The organism is uncultured Salinisphaera sp. (genome assembly GCF_964012375.1).
Taxonomy (GTDB): Bacteria; Pseudomonadota; Gammaproteobacteria; order Nevskiales; family Salinisphaeraceae; genus Salinisphaera.
This window is the reverse complement of sequence record NZ_CAXGSH010000001.1, coordinates 46,667-66,383: the sequence shown is the minus strand read 5'-3', so window position 1 is coordinate 66,383 and position 19,717 is coordinate 46,667. Positions and strand designations below refer to the sequence as shown.

The window sequence follows — 19,717 nt, the reverse complement described above, 5'->3', positions numbered from 1 at the left end:
CGCTGCCCGCCTGCAACGACGCAACCCGACAGGCGCCGCAGTTGCTAAGCTCGGCCCAAGACCCAGCGAAACCCGAGCGACCATGAGTCAAACCACGCCCGCCACCGGGGCGGTTGCCCGCCAACAGGCGATCTATAGTGCGGGCATGTCCGGCAGCCGGCCCACCGTGCCGATCGACTATGCCGCGCTGGAGGCCGCCGCCGAAAAAGCCATGTCCGAAGAAGGCTATGCCTATATCGCGGGCGGCGCCGGGCGCGAATCCACCATGGCCGCCAACCGACGCGCCTTCGAGCGCTGGCGTATCGTGCCGCGCATGCTGCGCGATGTGGCAACACGCGACACGTCTGTCGAACTGTTCGGGCGACGCCTGGCCAGCCCGTTCCTTCTGTGCCCGATCGGCGTGCTGGAAATGGCCCATGCCGAGGCCGATATCGCGGTCGCACGCGCGGCGGCGGCACGCGGCGTGCCGATGCTTTTCTCCAATCAGGCCAGCCGGTCGATGGAGGATTGCACCGCGGCCATGCAGCAGCTGCAAGCCGACGCGCCGCGCTGGTTCCAGCTGTACTGGTCGAAGTCCGATGCGCTGGTGGAATCGCTGGTCGCACGCGCCGAGGCCTGTGGCTGCGAGGCGCTGGTGGTCACGCTCGACACCACCCTGCTGGGCTGGCGATCACGCGATCTGGACCTGGCCCATCTGCCGTTTCTGCTGGGCCAGGGCATCGCCCAGTACACCTCGGACCCGGTCTTTCGGGCCAGCTTGTCCGCGGTGCCGGACGACGGTCCGCGCCCGAAGATCAACACGCGCACGCTGCGCAACGTCATCGCAGCCGCCCGTCATTACCCTGGTTCGAGCCTGCGAGCGCTCACCAGCGGCCAGGCGTTGGCCGCGGTACGCCAGTTCATCGCCACCTATTCGCGCCCGAACATCACCTGGGCGGATCTGGCCTGGCTGCGCCAGCGCACCAAGCTGCCGATCGTGCTCAAGGGCGTTCTCGACGGCGACGACGCCCGGCTGGCGGTCGAACACGGCATCGACGGCCTGATTGTTTCCAACCACGGCGGCCGCCAGGTCGACGGCGCCCGTGCGAGCCTGGATGCACTGCCCGAAATCGTCGCCGCAGCGCCGCAGCTGCCGGTGATTCTGGATTCCGGCATCCGCGGCGGCGCGGATGTGTTCAAGGCGCTGGCGCTTGGCGCGCGGGCGGTGGGCATCGGCCGGCCGTACGCCTACGGGCTGGCGATCGACGGCGAAGCGGGCGTGGGCCAGGTTCTGGACAACCTGGCCGCCGATTTCGAGCTGACCATGGCGCTGGCCGGCTGTCGCGACATCGATGCGATCCGGTCCGGCACGACCCGGCTCGTGCGCGACGACGACGTCGCGGGCTGAATCGGCGCGCGATGTTCGAGTTCTTTCCCTGGCTGATCGGGCTGGCGCTGGCCGCGCTGTTCTGGTGGCAGTCGCTGGGCGCGCGCTGGGCGGCCCGTCGGGCGGCGCTGGCGGCCTGCGAGAACGCGGACGTAACGTTCATCGACGAACTGGCCTTTCAGCGCATATCGCTGGCGCGCGGCACGCTCAAACGCCGCTATCGCTTCGAGTTCTACCGCCGCGGCGACCGCCGCTATGCCGGCTATGTGGATATGCACGGCCAGCGCGTGGCCCATATCGAGATGGAGCCGTACCCGCTGTGATCGCGGCGCCTATCCCGCCTGGCGCGGATCGGTTTCGGCCACCATCGGCTTGTCCTTGAAGCGCGCCTTGAGTTCGAGCAAAGGTGCGTGGCCCGAGAAATCGAACAGCTGGCGTAGTTCCGCCCAGTCGATCAGGCAGTACAGACAGATGCTCGGATAGTGCCAGGCATCGAATACCCCTTCGGCGGCCATGGCGGACAGGGCATCGATGGAGCGCTCGATACGCTCGTGCTGCAGGCCGTAGAACATGATGTCGCTGTCGGTGGCCAGGCCCGACTTCTTGGACAGGGCGATGGTCACCATCGAGTCGTTGGCGGCATCGATGAGCGTGAGCTGGTTCTCCTGCGCCCAGGACAGCTCCGTAAAGCCCATCTTCGGCGACAGATAGCGCGCGATCACGCGCGAGTCGTACACCGACTGCTGCTCGTCGATGAGCATCGGGATCTTGAGCGCCGGGTTGTTGCGACGCAGTTCGTCGCGGTCGGCACCGTAGATATCCAGACTGGCGAACTCGTAGTCGCTGCCGCCCAGCAGCAACCGTATGCGGCGAACATAGGGCGAAGTCGACGAACCGATGAGTTTCATGGGCAGGCCTCGTCTGCGGCGTGCGAAATAGGCCCCCAGTCTACAACCTTGTCCCGCTCCGGCTAGACTAGGCCCCAAAGCCTTCAATTCCCGAGCGCATGAGCCATACGCCCGACGCCGAGATCACCCTGCGTTTTCTGGCCGAACCTTCCGACGTCAATTTCGGCGGCAACGTGCATGGCGGTAACGTCATGAAATGGATCGATCATGCCGGCTATACCTGTGCCGCCAACTGGAGCTCGGCCTACTGCGTGACGGTATACGTGGGCGGCATTCGCTTTCTCAAACCGATCAGCGTGGGCGATCTGGTCGAACTCAAGGCCGAACTCATGCATACCGGTCGTACCAGCATGCATATTTCGGTAAGCGTGCATGCCCGCAATCCGCGCGACCGGCAGCGACGCTTCACCACCCACTGCATCCTGGTGTTCGTGGCCCTGGGCGACGACGGCAAGCCCGTGAACGTGCCGACCTTCGAGCCGATCAGCGATCAGAGCAAACGCTTGAATGCCTATGCCAAACGCATGATCGAGCTGCGCGAACAGCTGCGCGCCGAGTCCCAATCCTTTCTCGACGTCATGGACGGCTGACCCTCATCACACAGCGAACGCCGGGGCCACGCGTGCTGGCGCCGACGCGCTCGGCGGAACCCTCGGCGTCGCCGTCTGTCTTGTCTTTCGAATTCACGAAGAGTGCCCCATGAATCGACGTAACCTGTTGAAGGCATCGATGGCGTTGACCGCCCTCGGGCTGCCCGCCTTCCCGGCGTTTGCTCACGCTGCGAGAACCGACCCGAGCGGCGAGCCGTTCGATTTCGATCGCCTCAAACAGCGGGCCAAGGAACTCGCCGGCCGGCCCTACCGTGACAACGCAGAAACGCTGCCGCCCACGCTGGCTAATCTCGAGCCGCTGAAATATCAGCAGATTCAGTACGATCCCAAATACGCCATCTGGCGCGACGCGCCCGATACCGACATGACCCTGCGTTTTTTCCATGTCGGCATGCAGTTCAACCTGCCCGTGCGCATGCACGTGATCGACCCGGATACCCAGCACGCCCACGAAGTGCATTTCGATCCAAAGCGTTTCAGCTACGACGGCTCGGGCATCGATCAGGCCCAGCTCAAGGGCCACGATTTCGGCTATGCCGGCTTCAAGCTCATGCGCGATAACGACGCCAGCGCCACCCACGAGGCCGGCGCGTTTCTGGGCGCGAGCTATTTTCGCTTTCTGGACAAGAACAACCAGTACGGCATTTCCGCGCGCGGCCTGGCGATCGATACCGCCACCGAGCAGACGGAGGAATTCCCGGATTTCGTGGCGTTCTGGTTCGAACAGCCGCACGACGACCAGCAGGCTATCGTCTATGCGCTGCTCGACTCGCCGGCCGTCGCCGGCGCCTATCGCTTCAAGATCGACCTGACCGAGCAGGGCACGGTCATGGACATCGACATGGAGCTGCATACCCGCCACCAGATCGGCCGCCTGGGCATTGCCCCCATGACCAGCATGTTCCTCAAGGGCACCAGCCAGGCCCAGGCCCGCGATACGATTCATCCCCAGATCCACGATTCCGACCGCCTGGAAATGTGGCGCGGCAACGGCGAGTGGGTGTGCCGGCCGCTGTTCAACCCGAAGACCCTGCAATACAACGCCTTTCCCGACGAGAATCCGCGCGGCTTCGGGCTCGTTCAGCACGATCACGATTTCGACAACTATCGCGACGACGTGGCCTGGTACAACCGCCGCCCGAGCCTCTGGGTGGAGCCGACCAGCGACTGGGGCAAGGGCCAGATCGCGCTGTTCGAGCTGCCCACCGTGGGCGAGACGGTCGACAACATCGGTGCGTTCTGGATTCCCGACGAACCGGTGACCGGCAACCAACAGCTCAATTTCAGCTACAAGCTGTACTGGCTGCCGCTGCCGCCGGTCGCGCCCACGCTGGCCCAGGTGGAAAAGACCTGGTCGGGCATGGGCAACGTGCCGGAAGGCTGGATTCCGGGCGATCGCTCGCCCGCGGAGTATGCGCGCCGCTTCGCGGTGGACTTCGTCGGCGACCCGCTCGACGAGCTGCCCGGCGATACCCAGGTGGAAGTGCAGGTCGAAGTCTCGCGCGGCAAGCTGGGCATGGTCCAGGCCCGCCGCTTCGAACCGATCAAGGGTTATCGCGCCATCTTCGACTGGGTGCCCGACAGCCGTTCTGACGAAGCGGTATCGATTCGGCTGTACCTGCGCGCCGGCGACCGCCCGCTCACCGAAACCTGGCTCTACCAGTGGGTGCCACCGAAATCCGACGAACGCTACTACTAGAGGGACTCATCGTCTGCGACGCCGACCGCCCAAGATATAGCCTGCCGCGCCTGCCCCACGGCGTGGTGCGCAGCCGGCACATACCGCGGCGGCCATGAAGACGCTGCTGTTATCGCTGCTCTGGCGCGTGCCGTTGGCGCTTGCGGTGCTGCTGGGCAGCGGCTGGGGCGCGCTGGCGCTTTATTTCCGCGGTCCGGAAAGCCTGGCGCTGCGCGCGCTGTTGATCACGCTCTGGCTTCTGCCCGCGCTGGCGGCGCTGCTCGGCATCGCGCTGGTCCGCTCGGGACCGTTGGCCCTGGCCGGCCCGGCCCTGTTCGCCTTCGTGGCCCTCGTGCTGGGTCTGTGGTGGCATACGATCACGCCCAGCTACGAGCGCGACTGGGCCCCCGACGTCGCCCGCCTGCTGCACGCCACGCGCGAGGGCGATATCGTCACCCTCGATAACGTACGCAACTTCGAGTGGCGTACCCGCGAGGATTTCGATGCCCACTGGGAAAGCCGCCGGTACGACCTGTCCGAGCTCGAGAGCGCCGATCTGATCGTGTCCTACTGGATGGGCCCGACGATCGCCCACACGCTGGTCAGCTTCGGCTTTACCGACGGCCGGCATCTGGTGTTCTCGGTCGAGGTCCGGCGTACCCGCGGCCAGAGCTTCTCGGCGATCGGCGGCTTCTTTCGTCAATCCGAGCTGGTGCTGGTCGCCGCCGACGAGCGCGACATCATCCGTACGCGCAGCAATGCCCGCGGTGAATCGGTCTATCTGTATTCGGTGGCGCTGTCGCCGGCGGCCATGCGTTCACTGTTCGAAGCCTACCTCGACGAAGCCGACCAGCTCGAAGACGCGCCGCGCTTCTACAACACGCTGACCTCGAACTGCACGACCATCGTCTACGACATGGTCAAACGCATCGTGCCGGGCCTGCCCTGGGATTACCGCCTGCTGGCTTCGGGCTATCTACCCGACTACATCTACGACCTGGGCGCACTGAATACACACTACCCGCTAGCCGAACTCGAACGCCGTGGCCATATCAATACGCGAGCGCTCGCCTCGGATCGCGATGGTCATTCGACATCGGAGTTCTCCCGGGCGATTCGCCGGGACGTGCCGACCGCCCGAATCGAGACCGGCGACGACATCCGCTAAGGCGGAGCACGGCCGCAAGACGCGCTGATCGCTTACCCGCGGTTCGTCTAAGGCGCTCGGGAAGGCGCGACAACAGCGCCCTCGAAGGTTGCCGAGGCCTGGCCCGACGGCTCGGCAGCCCCGCGAACCTGGTCCCGACCGGCCTGTTTCGCCTGGTACATCGCCGCGTCTGCGTTCTGAATGAGCGTATCGATCTCGGGGGTCTGCTCGGCAACCGGCCGGTAGCTGGCCACGCCGATGCTGACCGTTATCTGCAGTGCCCGCTCGCCATCCGGCCACCCGTCGAAGGCCGTATCCCGCACCGCGCGTCTTATGCGCTCGGCCGCGATCAGAGCCGCGCGGTGGGAGGTTTCGGGCATGAGCACCACGAACTCCTCGCCGCCATAGCGTGCAATGAGGTCGACCCCGCGCATGTCCGGCGCGATGGCATGGGCCACATGACACAGCGCTGCGTCGCCGATGGCATGGCCGTAGGTGTCGTTGATGCGTTTGAAGTGGTCGATATCGATGAAGAGCAGGCTCAGGCGACGCTGGCTGCGACGATGGGTTTCAAGAATGCGATCGCTCTCGATGAAGAAGCGGCGCCGGTTGGCCAGCCCGGTCAGTTCATCGGTCACCGCCAGCCGCTCCACGTGCCGGCGGTAGACGGATACGCGCCAGTAGAGATATTCGCAGAGCAACTGGATGCCCACGATGGGCACGAAACCCATCCATACGTAGGCGTTGTATATGCCCCAGTCGAGCCCGGCGCTGACGCCCAGCGACGCCACCACCATCGGAAATACCGTGATACAGGCCAGGCTGAAAACCGCGAAACGAATCGACTGACCCACCAGCAGGAACGGCAGGAAGATGAAAAAGTAGAGAAAGCCGCCGATGCCGTACTCGGCCCCGTTCTCCAGGCGCGACAACACGAGAATGAACGTGAACGACACCACCAGAGGCATGGATACGGCTGCGATCCTCGCCAATCGCGCCCGGATATCGTTCCAACTTGCCGCCAGCCAGACAAACAGCGCCAGCGATTCGATAAGCCGCAGCCTGATCGTATGGCGCGCGTTGACCGGGTCGATCGCATGATCCCAGATCACGGTTGTAGACAGGAAAACGGCCGTGATCAGAAGCGCGATACGGGTGAACAAACGAAAGTCGTTTGCCTTGGCGACGAGATAGTCCGTGCTATGGACATCGCCCAACCACCGCACGAGCGTGCGCCACCCGGCTAAGCCCTGCTCGATTCGACCGCCCTGGCTCATGGCCCCTCCCGGTGCTGCCGCCTGCTCGGGCGGCCAACCCCATCATTGTATCGAAGCAGGGTAATCGACCCGGGTTACGCGATATCGCTCAGGCCTTGGCCGCTGCTTCAACCAGGCGCTTGTACATTACAAGCGCATCGACTTCGCCCTGCGTTGGGTGGCGAAACGCGCCCGGCAATCGGCCGACGATATCGAAGTCGTGGCGCTGCCAGAGCCGGATCGCGCCGGTATTGGTAGCCACCACCAGGTTGTACTGCATGGCCCGAAAGCCCACTGCGATCGCCTCGCGCTGGGAATGCTCGCAAAGCTGGCCGGCCACACCCCGGCCACGGGCATCGCGGGCGACGATATAGCCGCAGTTGCATACGTGGTTGCCACCGCCGGGCTGGTTGAACTTGAGAAAATAGCTGCCCAGGACTCGCCCGTCGGCGGCGTTCACGGCCACGAAGGTGGCAAGCGGCTTGTCCAGCCACAAGGCGCGCGCCTCGTCTTCCTCGATATCCACGGCCACAGCATAGGTCTCACCGGCGCGAAACACCGGCTCGATGATTTTCCATAGGGCAGGCCAGTCTTCGGGGCGGGCGCGGCGTATGGCGGTCACGGCGAACCTGCATGGCCGGCGTGATCGATGACCACCCCCGGCGCGCCGCGCTCGAAGCACGCGCGCAGATCATCGGGGATCGGGGTCTTGGCCAGCGGCTCGCCGCTCATCATCACGTACACCGCCTCGGCCTGGCATATCGGCGCGCCGTCGTCGGCGCGCACGATGTCATAGCCGATGGTGAACGACGTGCGCCCGAGCCGGAGCGCTTGCACGCGCGCTTCCAACACCTCGTCAAAGTGGGCCGGCCCCTGCCATTCCAGGGTGAGCTTGACCACCTGGTTGTCGAGCCCGCGCGCGAGCAGGGCAAGATAGTCGCGTCCGAGCGCACGCATGAACTCGGTCATGGCAAGGTCGACATAGTCCGCGTAGCGGGCATTGAAGACAACGCGCTGGGCATCGCATTCGTTGTAGCGCACGCGAAAACGATAGCGAAACGGCATCGAGGACATGGCGATAAACACACCGTAAAACCAGGCGGGCCCGCTTGAGCCCGGCCCGTTGCCGGCGCAAACTGCAGGCAACGGCTATGGGCGCGTACATTATCAGGCCCGGCCGCTCGACGCAGGCCCCATACGAACGTCGTCATGATCGATATCGACCGCAACGCTGTCCCATCGAGCCCAGCCGTCGAGGCCCCCGAGCGGCTGTATTTACAAGACGACGGCCGTACGCCCAACAGCGGCTATCCGGTGCTGCGCTACCGCGGCATCGATGCGTCGCACGTGTCGCCGGCCGAGTCGCTCGAACAGCGCTTCGCGCGCAACGGCTGGCCGCCGCAATGGCGTGGTGGCGTGTTCGACTACCACCACTACCACAGCCGCGCCCACGAAACCCTGGGCGTGGCGCGCGGCACGGCCACGCTGATCCTCGGCGGCGAGAACGGCCGCGATATCGACATGCGCCCAGGCGACGTGCTCGTGCTGCCGGCGGGTACCGGCCACTGCCGACGCCGGGCCAGCGACGATTTCCTGCTCGTGGCGGCCTATCCGCCGGACCAGCAGGAGTGGGATCTGTGCCGGCCGGACGATACCGATATCGCCACCGCCCGTGCCACTATCGCCGCGCTGGCGCGTCCGGACAGCGACCCCGTGAGCGGTCCACACGGCGCGTTGACGGCATACTGGCACGATTAGAACGCAACCCACGGAGTAAAGGCCATGAGCTGGCAGACCGAGCTGACCGCCCGGCTGGGCATCGATCACCCCATCATCCAGGCGCCCATGGCGGGCGGCACGACGACCCCGGCCCTGGTCGCCGCGGTATCCAACGCCGGCGCCCTGGGCTCGATCGGCGCCGGCTATATGGCGCCGGACGACCTGGCCACGGCGATCGCCGAGACGAGCCGTGCGACGGACAAGCCGTTCGCGGTGAATCTGTTCATTCCCCAGCCGTTTCAGGTCAACGAAGATCGGATCGAACAGGCCAACGCCCGGCTCGACGCATTCCGTGATGAGCTGGGTCTGGAACGCCCGGCCGCGCCAGCGCGCTACGCGCCGGATTTCGATGCCCAGTTCGACGCGGTACTCAACGCCGGCGTGGCCGTATTCAGTTCGACCTTCGGCGCGCTCGATCGCCCGCGTATACAGGCGCTGCAAGGCCGCGGCACCTGTGTGGTCGGCACCGCCACCACGGTGGCCGAAGCCCGTGCGCTGGCTGCGGACGGCGTGGACATGATCGTGGCCCAGGGCAGTGATGCCGGCGGCCATCGCGGCACGTTCATCGCCAGCGCCGAGCAATCGATGATCGGCACGCTATCGCTGGTGCCGCAGATCGCCGATGCCGTCGACGTGCCGGTGATCGCCTCCGGCGGCGTCATGGACGGCCGCGGCATGGCGGCCTGCCGCATGCTTGGCGCGGCCGGCGTACAGATGGGCAGTGCGTTTCTGACCTGTACCGAAAGCGGCGCCAAGCCGGCCCACAAGAAGGCGCTGCTCGAAGCCGGCGACCGCCCCACCGCGGTGACCCGCGCTTTTTCCGGCAAGGCCGCACGCGGGCTGAACAATCGTTTCATCGAAGAGATGGCGCCGATCGAAGCCAGCCTGCCGGATTATCCGGTACACAACGCCTGGACCAAGGATATTCGTGCCACCGCCGGTCAGGCCGACCGGGACGCATTCATGTCGCTCTGGGCCGGTCAGGCAGCCGGTCTGGCGCGATCCATGGCCGCCGCCGAACTCGTCGACACACTCATGCGTGAATACGATGCCTGTGTTCGCGGGTAACATCGATCGCACCATGTTTCACAAGAAACGCCGCCATAACAGCGCCTTGAGAGAATTCGTATGATCGATTCGCAGGAACGACCCTATCTGGAGCGCTGTCTCGCGCTTGCCGAACAAGCCCTGGAGGCCGGCGACGAACCTTTCGGCTCGGTCCTGGTGGACGGCCAGGGTCGAGTACGCGCCGAAGACCGCAACCGTATCGCCGAAGGTGCCGGCGATGCCACCCGCCACCCCGAGTTCGCCCTGGCCCGCTGGGCCGCCGAGCATATGAGCGCGGATGAACGCGCAGCGAGCACGGTCTATACCTCGGGCGAACACTGTCCGATGTGTGCGGCGGCGCACGCCTGGGTCGGCCTGGGCCGTATCGTCTATGCCAGCAGCTCGAATCAGCTGGTGGCATGGCTGACCGAACTGGGCGCCGCCAAGCCGCCGGTCACGCCCCGGCCGATTCACGAAATCGCGCCGGACGTGCTCGTCGACGGCCCGGTGCCGGATCTGGCCGAGCGCGTCCAGTCACTGCACGCACGCCGTCACGCCGACGGCTAGTACGCATCAGGCGAAAACGTTCTAGCCTTTTTCGTTGAACATCTGAATACGCCCGCCGTCGACCACCAGGTCGTGGCCGTTGACGAACCCGGCCTCGTCGCTGGCTAGAAATACCGCCGCGTTGGCGATATCCACGGCATAACCCGAGCGGGGCAGCGGCGTGGCCTGGGCAAGATTGCTCGTGAGCTTGTCGAGCTTGGCAGCGTTTTCTTCCTCCGAGAGCGTTTGCGCCCGCGCCGAGCCGCCCCAGAAGATTGGCGTAGCGATGGCACCCGGGGAGATCGCGTTGACGCGGATACCGTAGGCGCCGAGTTCCACGCTGGCGATACGGGTGAAGTGCGCGGCCGCCGCCTTGGCGCCGGAGTAGAGATAACCGCCCTGGTTGAGCCGGTGCCCGGCGATGCTGGCATTGTTGATGATGCTGCCGCTGCCCTGGTTCTTCATCACCCGCGCGGCGTGCTTGATGCCGAAGGCCACGCTGCCGGCCAGCAGGCGCATGAAATGGTCGAAGCTGGCCTCGTCGATGGTTTCGGCGGTGCTGCGCTCGCCCGCGCCGGCGTTGTTGAACAGGCAGTCCAGCCGGCCGAAGCGGTCGACCGTGGCATCGACAAGGGCCGCCATTTCGTCTTCGTTGCTGACGTCGGTTCGGGTGAAGGCGACCTTATCGCCAAGCTCGGCGGCCAGCGCTTCGCCCTTGTCCACGCTGCGCGCGGCGAGCATGAGCGTCGCGCCTTCCTCGGCGAAACGGCGAGCCGTCGCCTCGCCGATACCGCTGGTGGCGCCGGTGATGATGGCAATCTTGTTTTGCAGGCGTGCAGTCATGTCGGTTGTTTCCTCATCGACGACAAAACGCCCGCCGGGGGCACCGGACGGGCGTTGTATCGAGCTTTTGTCGGGGTTGGCGTTACCGGTTTTCGAGCTCGGCCAGCGCCTGTTCACGACGTTCGCTCCAGAGCTCGGCGAACTCGTCTTCGGGCAGGTCGGAATTTTCCGCCATCATGTCGCTCCAGGCTGCGCGCAGCGCCTTCAGACGCGCCAGACGGGCCTCGTTCCACTGCGCCGAGTCCTCGCTCCACACGCCGATCTCCTTGAGATAGCGGATCGTGCCGGGATGAAACGGCGCATCGATCGGCGGCACTGCCGCATCCTTGATCGCATAGCGCGACGCGGTGGAGGTGGCGTTCTTGTAGATATCGTAGGTTTCGTCGAGCGCCTTGGTCAGGGCATAGGCGGTGTCGTCGTCCATGTCTGCGCGCACGGTCAGCACCGGATAGCGATAGGCCATGAGCTGGGCCGGGTTGTCCTTCGACAGACCGGCGCCCTGGGTTTCCGATACCGGCTTGAACAACGGCGCAATGTTGTTGAGCCGTTCCCAGCCCGCTGCGTCGTCGGGATCGAGATCGAGCCATTTGATACCACGCGGCGATTCGGCCAGCTCGTACATCTGGCCGGTCGCAGTCACCGTGCAGGTGACGTCGGCCTTGTCCTCGGCTACCGAACTCATGGTCGCGGCATAGGTGGGAAAGGTGACCACTTCCACATCGTCACGGCTGAGCCCGGCAAAGGCGAGCATGGCATCGCACTTCAGGCTGCTTGAGGGGTTGGCGGCCGGGTAGGCTACGCGCTTGCCCTCGACATCGGCCACGGAGTCGATGTTTTCGTCGGCGGCGACCGCCATGCCGAAGGAATTGACCTTGCCCATGAGCACGCGCAGATCCTGCGGCCCGAAGCGCGGCGTAGCGAAATCGAACAGGCCTTCGGTCGCAAAGAAGGTCTCGTTGCCCAGAAAGCCGATATCGGCGCGGTCGTTGAAGATCGGCTGCAGACGCCCGATCGCCGACCCCGAAGGCTGGATACGCACGCGCATGCCGTACTTGCGTCCGAAGGCATCGGCAATCGCCGAGGCCTCGGCATAGCCGGAGGCCCCCAGGTCGTAGGACGTCCAGACCATGGTGCGCGGCATGGCCTCGGGCTGGGCCAGCGCCGCCGTGCTGGAAATCGTCGTCAGGGCCAGGCCCGCCATCAGGCAACGCGCCATTGATCGCAGCATCGGTTCTCCTCCCTTCGCTGTGGTTACGTTTTATTGGAATAACGTTTCACAGACCTTTGCACGAAGCCGGCGCGGGCGCAATTGTCCGTTGTGCTCGCAAGGGGACGGGCTTCCAATTCGAAAGCATGCGTTACCGTCGAACACGCGTGTTTTACTGGCTTTGCAGCGCAGGACAGCGCCGATGGCGTACGCGCCCGCTGTAACACCGGCCGCGGCTACGCCGCGAACGATGCGCGCGACGGGGACTAACGCGGTGCTAGCAACACCCAGGTCTGGGCATGGATGCCCCAAAACAGCTTCACGCGCTTGAGAACGCGAAGACCGGCTTGCTCCACCTCGGACTCGAAAGCCGCCCGGGGGATCATTTTCACCCGCACCTTCTTGCCCTTGAGTCGCATGGCGGCCCGCTTGGTCCAGTAATGCAGCGAGCCGTCGTCGTAATAGGTCATCACGATCTGGCGGCCGTCGCCTGCGAGGGTCTGCAAGGCCCGTACCCGCAGTTCGGGATGATGCAGGTGCTGAAACAGGCGCACGCACAGCACCCGTTTTGCCGGCGCTGCCTTTGTTGGCAAGGGCTCGAGTACGTCGGCACGCTCGGCATGGTCTGCCGCTTCGAACCGGTCGTGGCCGCTGTAGATATCGACCATCGCCTGCGACTGGTCCATGGCGCTGACCTTGAAGTCCATCTGCTTGAGCAACGGATAGAAACGCCCGTAGCCACAGGGCAAATCCACGATATGACCGTTGCAATCGGTATAGGGGTGGGCAAGAAGACGTTTCGCCAGCCGCTGTTCACGCCATGCCACGAGGCGCTGAAACACACCGCTATAGCGTGTCTGTGCATAGCGCCGGCCGGCGTCGTCGCGTTTGAACGGGCGGGTGGAGTCGGCTTGTTGCACGTGCGTCTCAGTAGGATCCCTGAGCAGACAGTACCCGATTTCAAAGCCATGAAGGCAATAGCTTGGCCAGGTTTCCAAAAGCAACCTGGACTAACCATATCGAATGCCAATTTAGTACTTCCAAAGCATTGTTTATACGATGCTTTTAATTATATCCGCACATATCAGCAACGACCGATACGGCTTTTTATATGCATGCCACCTGCATTTTTTAACTTTTCCTTAACGCCATTCGCGCGAATACTGCCCGATCCGATACTTCATGGCCGCAGGCCAGCAATTGCGCTGGAAGAGCCGGTGGCGGCGCCGGCCCTGAGCGATGCCGCCGCGTTATTAGCCCGGAACCAAAACAGCGGTCTGCGTCCGCTGTTTGCAACGCTTTCGTAAAATGAACGCCGGCACTGGCCCGTCGTTTGTTTCCATCGCTTCGAGGCCGTCGGCCACGGCGTGCATGGTTTCGCAACGCGCGTTATCAAACAGAAAAATCGTCTATCGAATAATCTGTTTGGGTCGGGTCAATCACGCCGGAAGGCTGGCCTGTCGATGGCGCCGGTCATATCGTCGGCCATCGATCTCAGTCGCCGTCGCCGCGCACGCGTTCCAGCTGCCGGCACAGCATGCTTGCGCCATCGAGCATGCGTACCGTGGCGCGCTGGATGAGATCCGGCGGCACGAAGAACAGATGATCGTTCTCCACCGCCTGCAGCCCGGGCCAGTCGCGCCAGTCATCGAGCCAGTCGGGGCGGTCGTCGCCCATGCCGCTGGCCACGATGGCCTGCGGATCGCGCTCGAGCACCGATTCGATGCCGACTTTGGGCGCCAGCGATACCGCGTCGGCAAAGATATTGCGCCCGCCGCACAGCCGGATGACCTGACCGACGAACTGGTCGCCGGCCAGGGTCTGCAACGGCTCGTCCCACACCTGATAAAACACGCTCACCGGCGGGCGACTGGCATAGCGCTGGCGTAGCGAAGCCAGCCGGCGGTCGAAGCGCGCGGCCGCGGCGTTGGCCGTGTCGCGCGTATCGCCAAGCGCCCCCAGGTCCCGAATTGCACGGGCGATATCCTCGAGCCGGCGCGGCCGGTCGACATACACGGGAATACCCAGTGCCTCGAAGCGTGCGAGGGTAGCCGGATCGCCGCCCTGGCCCGAGGCCCAGGCCACCACCAGATCGGGTTTTTTCGCGAGCACCGCTTCGAGGCTGATATTGGTATAGCCGCCGACTTCGGGGATCGCCCGGGCCGCGGGCGGGTAATCGCTGTACGACACGGCGCCGACGATGCGATCGCCCAGACCGGCGCTATAGAGGTTTTCCACCAAATGCGGCGCAAGCGCGACGATACGTTTCGCCGGCGCGTCCAGGCGTACGACCTCGCCGCGAAAATCGGTGGCTGCGACCGCGGCAGCCACACTCGACGCCGACCACGACAGTCCGAACAGCAGCAGCACTGCGAGCATGCACGCTTTGCCCTGCCGCGCGTATCGATAGATCCACATCAGCACAGCTCTCGTATCGCAATCGTATTCAATGCCGCGTCCAGGCGCGCCGCGGCCGAGCCGCCCCCGGGCAGACCAAAACGCAGCCAACGCCCGTCATCGCCCAGCCGGGTCCATATCGCCTGTTCGGCCAGTGCCGTATGAACACGCCCCGCCCGTTCGTCGTCATCGAAAAACACGCTCGCGAACAACCCGGCGCTGGCGACGACCTGATAGGAAAAATGCTGGTCCAGTAGTTCGACCAGCGATCGTGAACTATCGATGATGCGGCGGTGCTGGCCGGCCTGCCAGGCCCGGTCGACCAGCGCGTGGCGGCCGATCCAGCGGGCCGGATGGCTCACGCCCCAGGGCTGTAGCTGCTCGTGCAGGGCGGTCGCCGCCGGGCCGCGGCCGATCATGAAGCCCAGCCGCAGCCCGGCCAGACCGAAGAACTTGCCCAGCGAGCGCAGCACGAGTGCGTTGGCCGGCAGACCGCCGTGGTCCAGACCGTCGTTGCAGTCGGCAAACGCCGCATCGACCAGCAACAGGCCGTTCCGTCGGCCGAGCCCATGGGCCAGCGCACACAGGCGTTCGATATCGGCACGTTCGCCGGTGGGATTGTTCGGCGTGATGACCACCGCATGATCAAGCGTATGCGAGAGCGCAGAAAGCCCCGGCAAATCGTCGTAGGTCACGATCTCGTGCCCGGCCGCTGCCCAGGCCCGGCCATGTTCGGCATAGCCCACGGCCGGCACCCCCACACGCCCCGACCCACGATGTGCAGCGATGACCCGCGGCAGCTCGCGGATCGCGAACTGGCTGCCCGGCAGGGCAGTGACGGCGTCGGCCGGGGTCCGATAATAGTCGGCGGCGGCCGCGATCAGCCCATCCTCGGCCTCGGGCAGCCGTGCCCAGACGCGATCCGGCACCTCGGGCACCGGATACGACCAGGGCGCAATACCGGTGGACAGATCCAGCCAATGGTTTTCGGCGATGCCGTAGCGCCGGCTCGCCTCGCCCAGTCGACCGCCGTGATTCAACGCCATAGCCAGTCCAGCAACACGATCGCAACGCCCCATAAAACAAGGGTGCGCCCGACCAGGGCGATGGCCCGCTCGATATCGCCGCCGCCAGGGTACACACCACAGCCGAAAGCCGGCCGCTGTCGATAGACGCCGTGGTAATAGGCGCCGCCGCCCAGACGCACACCCATTGCACCGGCGCCGGCACACATCACCGGCCCGGCGTTCGGGCTGGCCAGTGCCTTCGCCTGTTGCTGCCAGCAGCGCAGGGCCCAGCGCGCGTTGCCAACCAGCACGAACGACAGCGCGGTCAGGCGGGCGCTCGGCCAGTTGGCCAGATCGTCCGCCCGTGCGGCCGTCCAGCCAAAGCGCCGATAACGCGGCGTGCGATAGCCCCACATCGCATCGAGGGTGTTGATCGCACGATGCGCGACGGCCGCCGCCACGGCGCCGGCAGGCCCGACGACCAGCCCGCCGGCAGCAAACCAGAACAGCGTGGCATGCACGCCGTCGCCGGCGTTTTCCAGCAGCGATTCGAGCGCGGCGCGACGAATCGCGGCCACGTCCATGGGCGTCGTATCCCGGCTGACCAGACAGGCCACCGCACGCCGTGCGCCGACCACGTCGTCGGCCTGTAAAGCGGTTTCAACGGCGCGCGTATGCGCCTTGAGGCTGTGCCAGGCGATACACAGCCACAGCACGACCGTCGCGGCCAGCCAGCCGGCGAGGGGCGGCAGCACCCAGACAGCCACCCCGCCGGCGACCGCTGGCACTGCCACGAGCACAAGCCAGGCCAGCCCGCCGGCCCAGCGGCGACGCGGCAGGCGACGATCCAGCGCCTCAGCCAGTCGACCAAAGCCGACCAGCGGATGGCCGACACGCGGCTCACCCAGCAGGGCATCGAGGACCAGGCCGCCGATCGTCGCCAGGGTCAGCTCCACGGGCCTATCCACAAGGCCGCGGCGACCAGGGCGGTCGTTTCCGCCAGCTCGATCAGCGCGCCGACCACGTCGCCGGTATAGCCGCCGATACGCCGCTGCCAGAGCGCCCGCCAGCACACCCCCACCGCGAGCGCAGCCAGCGTTGCGACAACGCCGAGCGCCAGACCCGCGAACGCCAGGGTCAGCACGACGACTAGCGCTGCCATCGCCCAGGCATCGCGACGCGAAAGATTCAACGCCATCGTGCTGGCCAGGCCTTCGCGACGGCGGTAGCGGGTGCTGGCCATGAGCAGACTGGCCGCGGTACGGGCCAGCACGGCCACCACCAGCAACGCAGCCCCCACCTGCGGCCACAGCGCGATCAGCGCCGCGCTCTTGAGTGCGAGCAGCAGCACCAGCGCGACCACCGCCATCGGCCCGGCGGCCGGGTCTTTCATGACGGCGAGCGTACGCGCCGGATCGCTGCGGCCGTGGCCGGCGAACAGGGCGTCCACGCAGTCGGCCAGCCCGTCGAGATGCAGCGCACCGGTGAGCACGACCCACAGCACCACTAAAAGCCCGGCGCCCAGTACGGCATCGACCGCCTGTAGCGCCGCCGCCGCGCCCGCCAGCACCGCGCCGATGACAAGCCCGACGAGCGGATAACACAGCACCGACCGGCCGGAATCGACCGCCGTTACCGGCGTGACAATCAGCCGCCCCATCGGCAGCGTGGTGAGCAGACCGAAAGCCAGCCACAGAGGCTGCAAGAACGCGTTCACCGTGCGCATGACGAGGCCGCGCCGAAGTCGATGTTGTGGGCCACCAGCTGGATGAAATCCCGCGCCTCGTCGTGCACCACGCGCAGCCGCGTGAGACAGGCATAGGGCACCTCGATACGGTGCATCGCGGCACCGGGCATATCGAGCAGGTCGGCCAGCAGGGCACGTATCAGCCCGCCGTGGGCGACCAGCACCAGATGGCGACCGGCATGGGCATGGACCGCGTCGTCGAAGGCGGCCCGGGCGCGGTCGCGCAGATCACGCAGGGCTTCGCCGCCCGGCGGGCCGCTGTGCTCGGGGTCGTCGAACCAGGCCTGGGCGGCGTCGGCGTCGTCGCGCCAGACCTCGGACACCGGCCGGCCTTCCCAACGACCGAAATCGATTTCGCGCAGGCGCGCGTCGATCTCGATCGAAAGCCCGCGCGCGGCCGCCAGCCGCTCGGCAAAGAACCGACAGCGACGCAGCGGCGATGCGATGACGTGTTGCCAGCCCGGCTGCGCATCGGCCTGCGCCTGCATACGCGCCAGCCCCGCCTCGGACAGCGCCACGTCCAGGCTGCCACGAAAGATCGGGCCGCCTTCGCATTCGCCATGGCGCAGCAGATCGACGAGCGTTGTCGTGGCTTCAGCCATCGCGGTTCGTCACTCCGGCTTCGTCGAAGGTGGCCATGCCGGCATGCAGGGCGAGGGCGTCGCCGATCACGCCCAGCGCCAGGGCCGCGCCGCTGCCTTCGCCAAGACGCATGTCCAGATCGAGAAGCGGCCTTGCTTCGAGCATATCGAGCAGGTAACAGTGGCCGGCTTCGGCGCAACGATGCCCGAACAGCTGCCAGTTCGCACAGTCCGGCGCGATTTCGCGGGCACACAGTGCCGCCACGCTGGCGATGAAACCATCCACCAACACCGGCACACCCGCCTGGGCCGCGGCCACGAAAGCGCCCGTAAGCGCGGCGATTTCGAAGCCGCCGACACAGCGCAGCATCGACAACGCCCGTGCCGAGCCGGTAGCGCCCTGCCAACTTGCGCGATGCCGGGCCAGCCCCGCTTCGACCACCGCCTGCTTGCGCGCCAACCCGGCGGCATCGATACCGGTACCCCGGCCGACGACCTGTGCCGGCGTGGCGCCGCTCAGGCCGGCCAGTATCGCTGCCGCGCTGGTGGTATTGCCGATGCCCATTTCGCCGCCGATGAACAGATGCGCCGACGGCGACACACGCTCGCGCCCGGCCTGCAATGCCTGTTCGAGCTCGCCGGCCTGCATCGCACAGCTTTGGGTGAAATCGGCGGTGCCGGCAGCGATACGGGCATCGATCACGCTGGCGCAGTCGGCCGGCGGGGCCACCGCGCCGAGATCCACGATCGAAAGGCGGGCATCGTGACGCCGTGCCAGTACGCAGATGGCCGCGCCGCCCGCGGCGAAGTTGGCGATCATCTGGCCGGTTACGGCCTGATCGAACGCCGACACGCCGCGAGCCGCCACGCCGTGGTCGGCCGCGAACACCACGATATCGATATCCGCGAGCACCGGGACGCTCTGCCCCTGCCAGCCGGCAAAAGCCTCGGCCAGGCCTTCAAGACGGCCAAGCGAACCGGGCGGCTTGGTGAGCATGGCCTGGCGGGCGCGCGCGCCGGCTCGGGCGGCTTCATCGATCGGGGCGATCGGCTCGTGCAGCCAGTCGGTCATGCGCCGTTCTCCTTGAGCGTGAGGGGCAGGCCGGCAACCACCAGCGTGACGGTATCGCAGCGTTCGGCCAGCGCCTGGTGCAGCCGCCCGGCCTCGTCGGCGAACCGCCGCGACAGCGCCCCCAGCGGCACGATGCCGGAGCCGACCTCGTTGGATACGAAAATCAGTCTCGCCCGGCTGGCGTCGACCGCCGCAAGCAGGGCATCACGTTCCTCGGCCCATGTCAGCGTGCCCGTGTCCTCGGCAAGACAATTGCTCAACCACAGCGTCAGACAGTCGACGAGAATACAACGGTCGGGGCCGTCCAGCCGGCGCAGGCAGGCGCCCAGGGCGCGCGGGGCTTCCATGGTTTGCCAGCGCGTATCGCGCTGTTCGCGATGATGCTGGATACGGGCCGCCATTTCGTCGTCGCCGGCCTGGGCCGTGGCCACATAGAACCAGCGCGCTACGGGCAGCGACAGGGCCCGCGCTTCGGCATGACGGCTCTTGCCACTGCGCGTGCCGCCCAGCACGAGTGTCTTCATA

Annotated in this window: 22 protein-coding genes; 8 read left to right on the top strand and 14 right to left on the bottom strand. The window is 66.0% G+C overall.

Annotated features, from left to right (window positions below; translation table 11 throughout):
• Positions 1 to 82 precede the first annotated feature (82 nt).
• Together ABNU97_RS00330 and ABNU97_RS00325 are read left to right on the top strand one after the other, a co-directional pair.
• Positions 83 to 1,387, top strand: coding sequence for an alpha-hydroxy-acid oxidizing protein (locus ABNU97_RS00330; protein WP_348764758.1), 1,305 nt, complete (start codon positions 83 to 85; stop codon positions 1,385 to 1,387).
• Positions 1,388 to 1,398: 11 nt separating this feature from the next.
• Positions 1,399 to 1,689 carry a DUF3301 domain-containing protein gene (locus ABNU97_RS00325; protein ID WP_348764757.1) on the top strand — a complete coding sequence of 97 codons (291 nt, stop codon included), beginning with the start codon at positions 1,399 to 1,401 and terminating at the stop codon, positions 1,687 to 1,689.
• Between the two features lie 9 nt (positions 1,690 to 1,698).
• On the opposite strand, the gene ABNU97_RS00320 is transcribed toward ABNU97_RS00325, so the two are convergent.
• Positions 1,699 to 2,274: a glutathione S-transferase N-terminal domain-containing protein gene (locus ABNU97_RS00320; RefSeq protein WP_348764756.1), complete on the bottom strand. Its 576-nt coding sequence runs from the start codon at positions 2,272 to 2,274 to the stop codon at positions 1,699 to 1,701.
• Between the two features lie 98 nt (positions 2,275 to 2,372).
• On the opposite strand from ABNU97_RS00320, the gene ABNU97_RS00315 reads away from it, so the two are divergent.
• From ABNU97_RS00315 to ABNU97_RS00305, 3 genes are all read left to right on the top strand, one after another.
• The gene (locus ABNU97_RS00315) at positions 2,373 to 2,864 is read left to right on the top strand and encodes an acyl-CoA thioesterase (protein WP_348764755.1); all 492 of its coding nucleotides are present in this window, start codon (positions 2,373 to 2,375) and stop codon (positions 2,862 to 2,864) included.
• 109 nt (positions 2,865 to 2,973) lie between these two features.
• Positions 2,974 to 4,584: a glucan biosynthesis protein D gene (locus ABNU97_RS00310; RefSeq protein WP_348764754.1), complete on the top strand. Its 1,611-nt coding sequence runs from the start codon at positions 2,974 to 2,976 to the stop codon at positions 4,582 to 4,584.
• A 94-nt stretch (positions 4,585 to 4,678) separates the two neighbouring features.
• Positions 4,679 to 5,731, top strand: a complete 1,053-nt coding sequence (locus ABNU97_RS00305; protein WP_348764753.1) for a DUF4105 domain-containing protein — start codon at positions 4,679 to 4,681, stop codon at positions 5,729 to 5,731.
• A 47-nt stretch (positions 5,732 to 5,778) separates the two neighbouring features.
• Here the strand turns inward: ABNU97_RS00305 and ABNU97_RS00300 are convergent, their stop codons facing one another.
• The 3 genes from ABNU97_RS00300 to ABNU97_RS00290 form a co-directional block, all read right to left on the bottom strand.
• Positions 5,779 to 6,987 (bottom strand): GGDEF domain-containing protein, encoded by a 1,209-nt coding sequence (locus tag ABNU97_RS00300; protein ID WP_348764752.1) that lies wholly within the window; start codon positions 6,985 to 6,987, stop codon positions 5,779 to 5,781.
• 88 nt (positions 6,988 to 7,075) lie between these two features.
• Positions 7,076 to 7,588, bottom strand: coding sequence for an N-acetyltransferase (locus ABNU97_RS00295; RefSeq protein ID WP_348764751.1), 513 nt, complete (start codon positions 7,586 to 7,588; stop codon positions 7,076 to 7,078).
• Positions 7,585 to 8,040, bottom strand: coding sequence for an acyl-CoA thioesterase (locus tag ABNU97_RS00290; RefSeq protein WP_348764750.1), 456 nt, complete (start codon positions 8,038 to 8,040; stop codon positions 7,585 to 7,587). Before ABNU97_RS00290 ends, ABNU97_RS00295 begins: the two co-directional genes overlap by 4 nt.
• A gap of 135 nt (positions 8,041 to 8,175) precedes the next feature.
• On the opposite strand from ABNU97_RS00290, the gene ABNU97_RS00285 reads away from it, so the two are divergent.
• The 3 genes from ABNU97_RS00285 to ABNU97_RS00275 are packed head-to-tail and all read left to right on the top strand — an operon-like array spanning position 8,176 to position 10,359.
• On the top strand, positions 8,176 to 8,724 hold the full coding sequence (locus tag ABNU97_RS00285) for a cupin domain-containing protein (RefSeq protein ID WP_348764749.1): 549 nt from the start codon (positions 8,176 to 8,178) through the stop codon (positions 8,722 to 8,724).
• Positions 8,725 to 8,748: 24 nt separating this feature from the next.
• Complete coding sequence (locus tag ABNU97_RS00280) at positions 8,749 to 9,813, top strand: nitronate monooxygenase (RefSeq protein ID WP_348764748.1); 1,065 nt, start codon at positions 8,749 to 8,751, stop codon at positions 9,811 to 9,813.
• 60 nt (positions 9,814 to 9,873) lie between these two features.
• Positions 9,874 to 10,359, top strand: a complete 486-nt coding sequence (locus ABNU97_RS00275) for a nucleoside deaminase (RefSeq protein ID WP_348764747.1) — start codon at positions 9,874 to 9,876, stop codon at positions 10,357 to 10,359.
• 21 nt (positions 10,360 to 10,380) lie between these two features.
• Here ABNU97_RS00275 and ABNU97_RS00270 read toward each other — a convergent pair whose 3' ends face one another.
• From ABNU97_RS00270 to cobU, 10 genes are all read right to left on the bottom strand, one after another.
• A complete protein-coding gene (locus ABNU97_RS00270) occupies positions 10,381 to 11,181 on the bottom strand; it encodes a glucose 1-dehydrogenase (RefSeq protein ID WP_348764746.1) in 801 nt (266 codons plus the stop codon).
• A gap of 82 nt (positions 11,182 to 11,263) precedes the next feature.
• Positions 11,264 to 12,409: a TAXI family TRAP transporter solute-binding subunit gene (locus tag ABNU97_RS00265; protein ID WP_348764745.1), complete on the bottom strand. Its 1,146-nt coding sequence runs from the start codon at positions 12,407 to 12,409 to the stop codon at positions 11,264 to 11,266.
• Positions 12,410 to 12,654: 245 nt separating this feature from the next.
• Positions 12,655 to 13,308, bottom strand: a complete 654-nt coding sequence (locus ABNU97_RS00260; protein WP_348764744.1) for a methyltransferase domain-containing protein — start codon at positions 13,306 to 13,308, stop codon at positions 12,655 to 12,657.
• Between the two features lie 574 nt (positions 13,309 to 13,882).
• Positions 13,883 to 14,767 carry a cobalamin-binding protein gene (locus tag ABNU97_RS00255; protein WP_348764743.1) on the bottom strand — a complete coding sequence of 295 codons (885 nt, stop codon included), beginning with the start codon at positions 14,765 to 14,767 and terminating at the stop codon, positions 13,883 to 13,885.
• A 38-nt stretch (positions 14,768 to 14,805) separates the two neighbouring features.
• Positions 14,806 to 15,831, bottom strand: a complete 1,026-nt coding sequence (gene cobD / locus ABNU97_RS00250) for a threonine-phosphate decarboxylase CobD (protein ID WP_348764742.1) — start codon at positions 15,829 to 15,831, stop codon at positions 14,806 to 14,808.
• Positions 15,822 to 16,748: an adenosylcobinamide-phosphate synthase CbiB gene (gene cbiB, locus ABNU97_RS00245; RefSeq protein WP_348764741.1), complete on the bottom strand. Its 927-nt coding sequence runs from the start codon at positions 16,746 to 16,748 to the stop codon at positions 15,822 to 15,824. Before cbiB ends, cobD begins: the two co-directional genes overlap by 10 nt.
• Positions 16,739 to 17,497, bottom strand: a complete 759-nt coding sequence (gene cobS / locus ABNU97_RS00240; protein ID WP_348764792.1) for an adenosylcobinamide-GDP ribazoletransferase — start codon at positions 17,495 to 17,497, stop codon at positions 16,739 to 16,741. Before cobS ends, cbiB begins: the two co-directional genes overlap by 10 nt.
• Positions 17,498 to 17,505: 8 nt before the next feature.
• On the bottom strand, positions 17,506 to 18,141 hold the full coding sequence (locus ABNU97_RS00235; RefSeq protein ID WP_348764740.1) for a histidine phosphatase family protein: 636 nt from the start codon (positions 18,139 to 18,141) through the stop codon (positions 17,506 to 17,508).
• Entirely contained in the window at positions 18,134 to 19,192 is a 1,059-nt protein-coding gene (gene cobT / locus ABNU97_RS00230) for a nicotinate-nucleotide--dimethylbenzimidazole phosphoribosyltransferase (protein WP_348764739.1), read from the bottom strand. Before cobT ends, ABNU97_RS00235 begins: the two co-directional genes overlap by 8 nt.
• Complete coding sequence (cobU, locus tag ABNU97_RS00225) at positions 19,189 to 19,716, bottom strand: bifunctional adenosylcobinamide kinase/adenosylcobinamide-phosphate guanylyltransferase (RefSeq protein WP_348764738.1); 528 nt, start codon at positions 19,714 to 19,716, stop codon at positions 19,189 to 19,191. The genes cobT and cobU overlap by 4 nt, the downstream gene beginning before the upstream one ends.
• Position 19,717 lies beyond the last annotated feature (1 nt).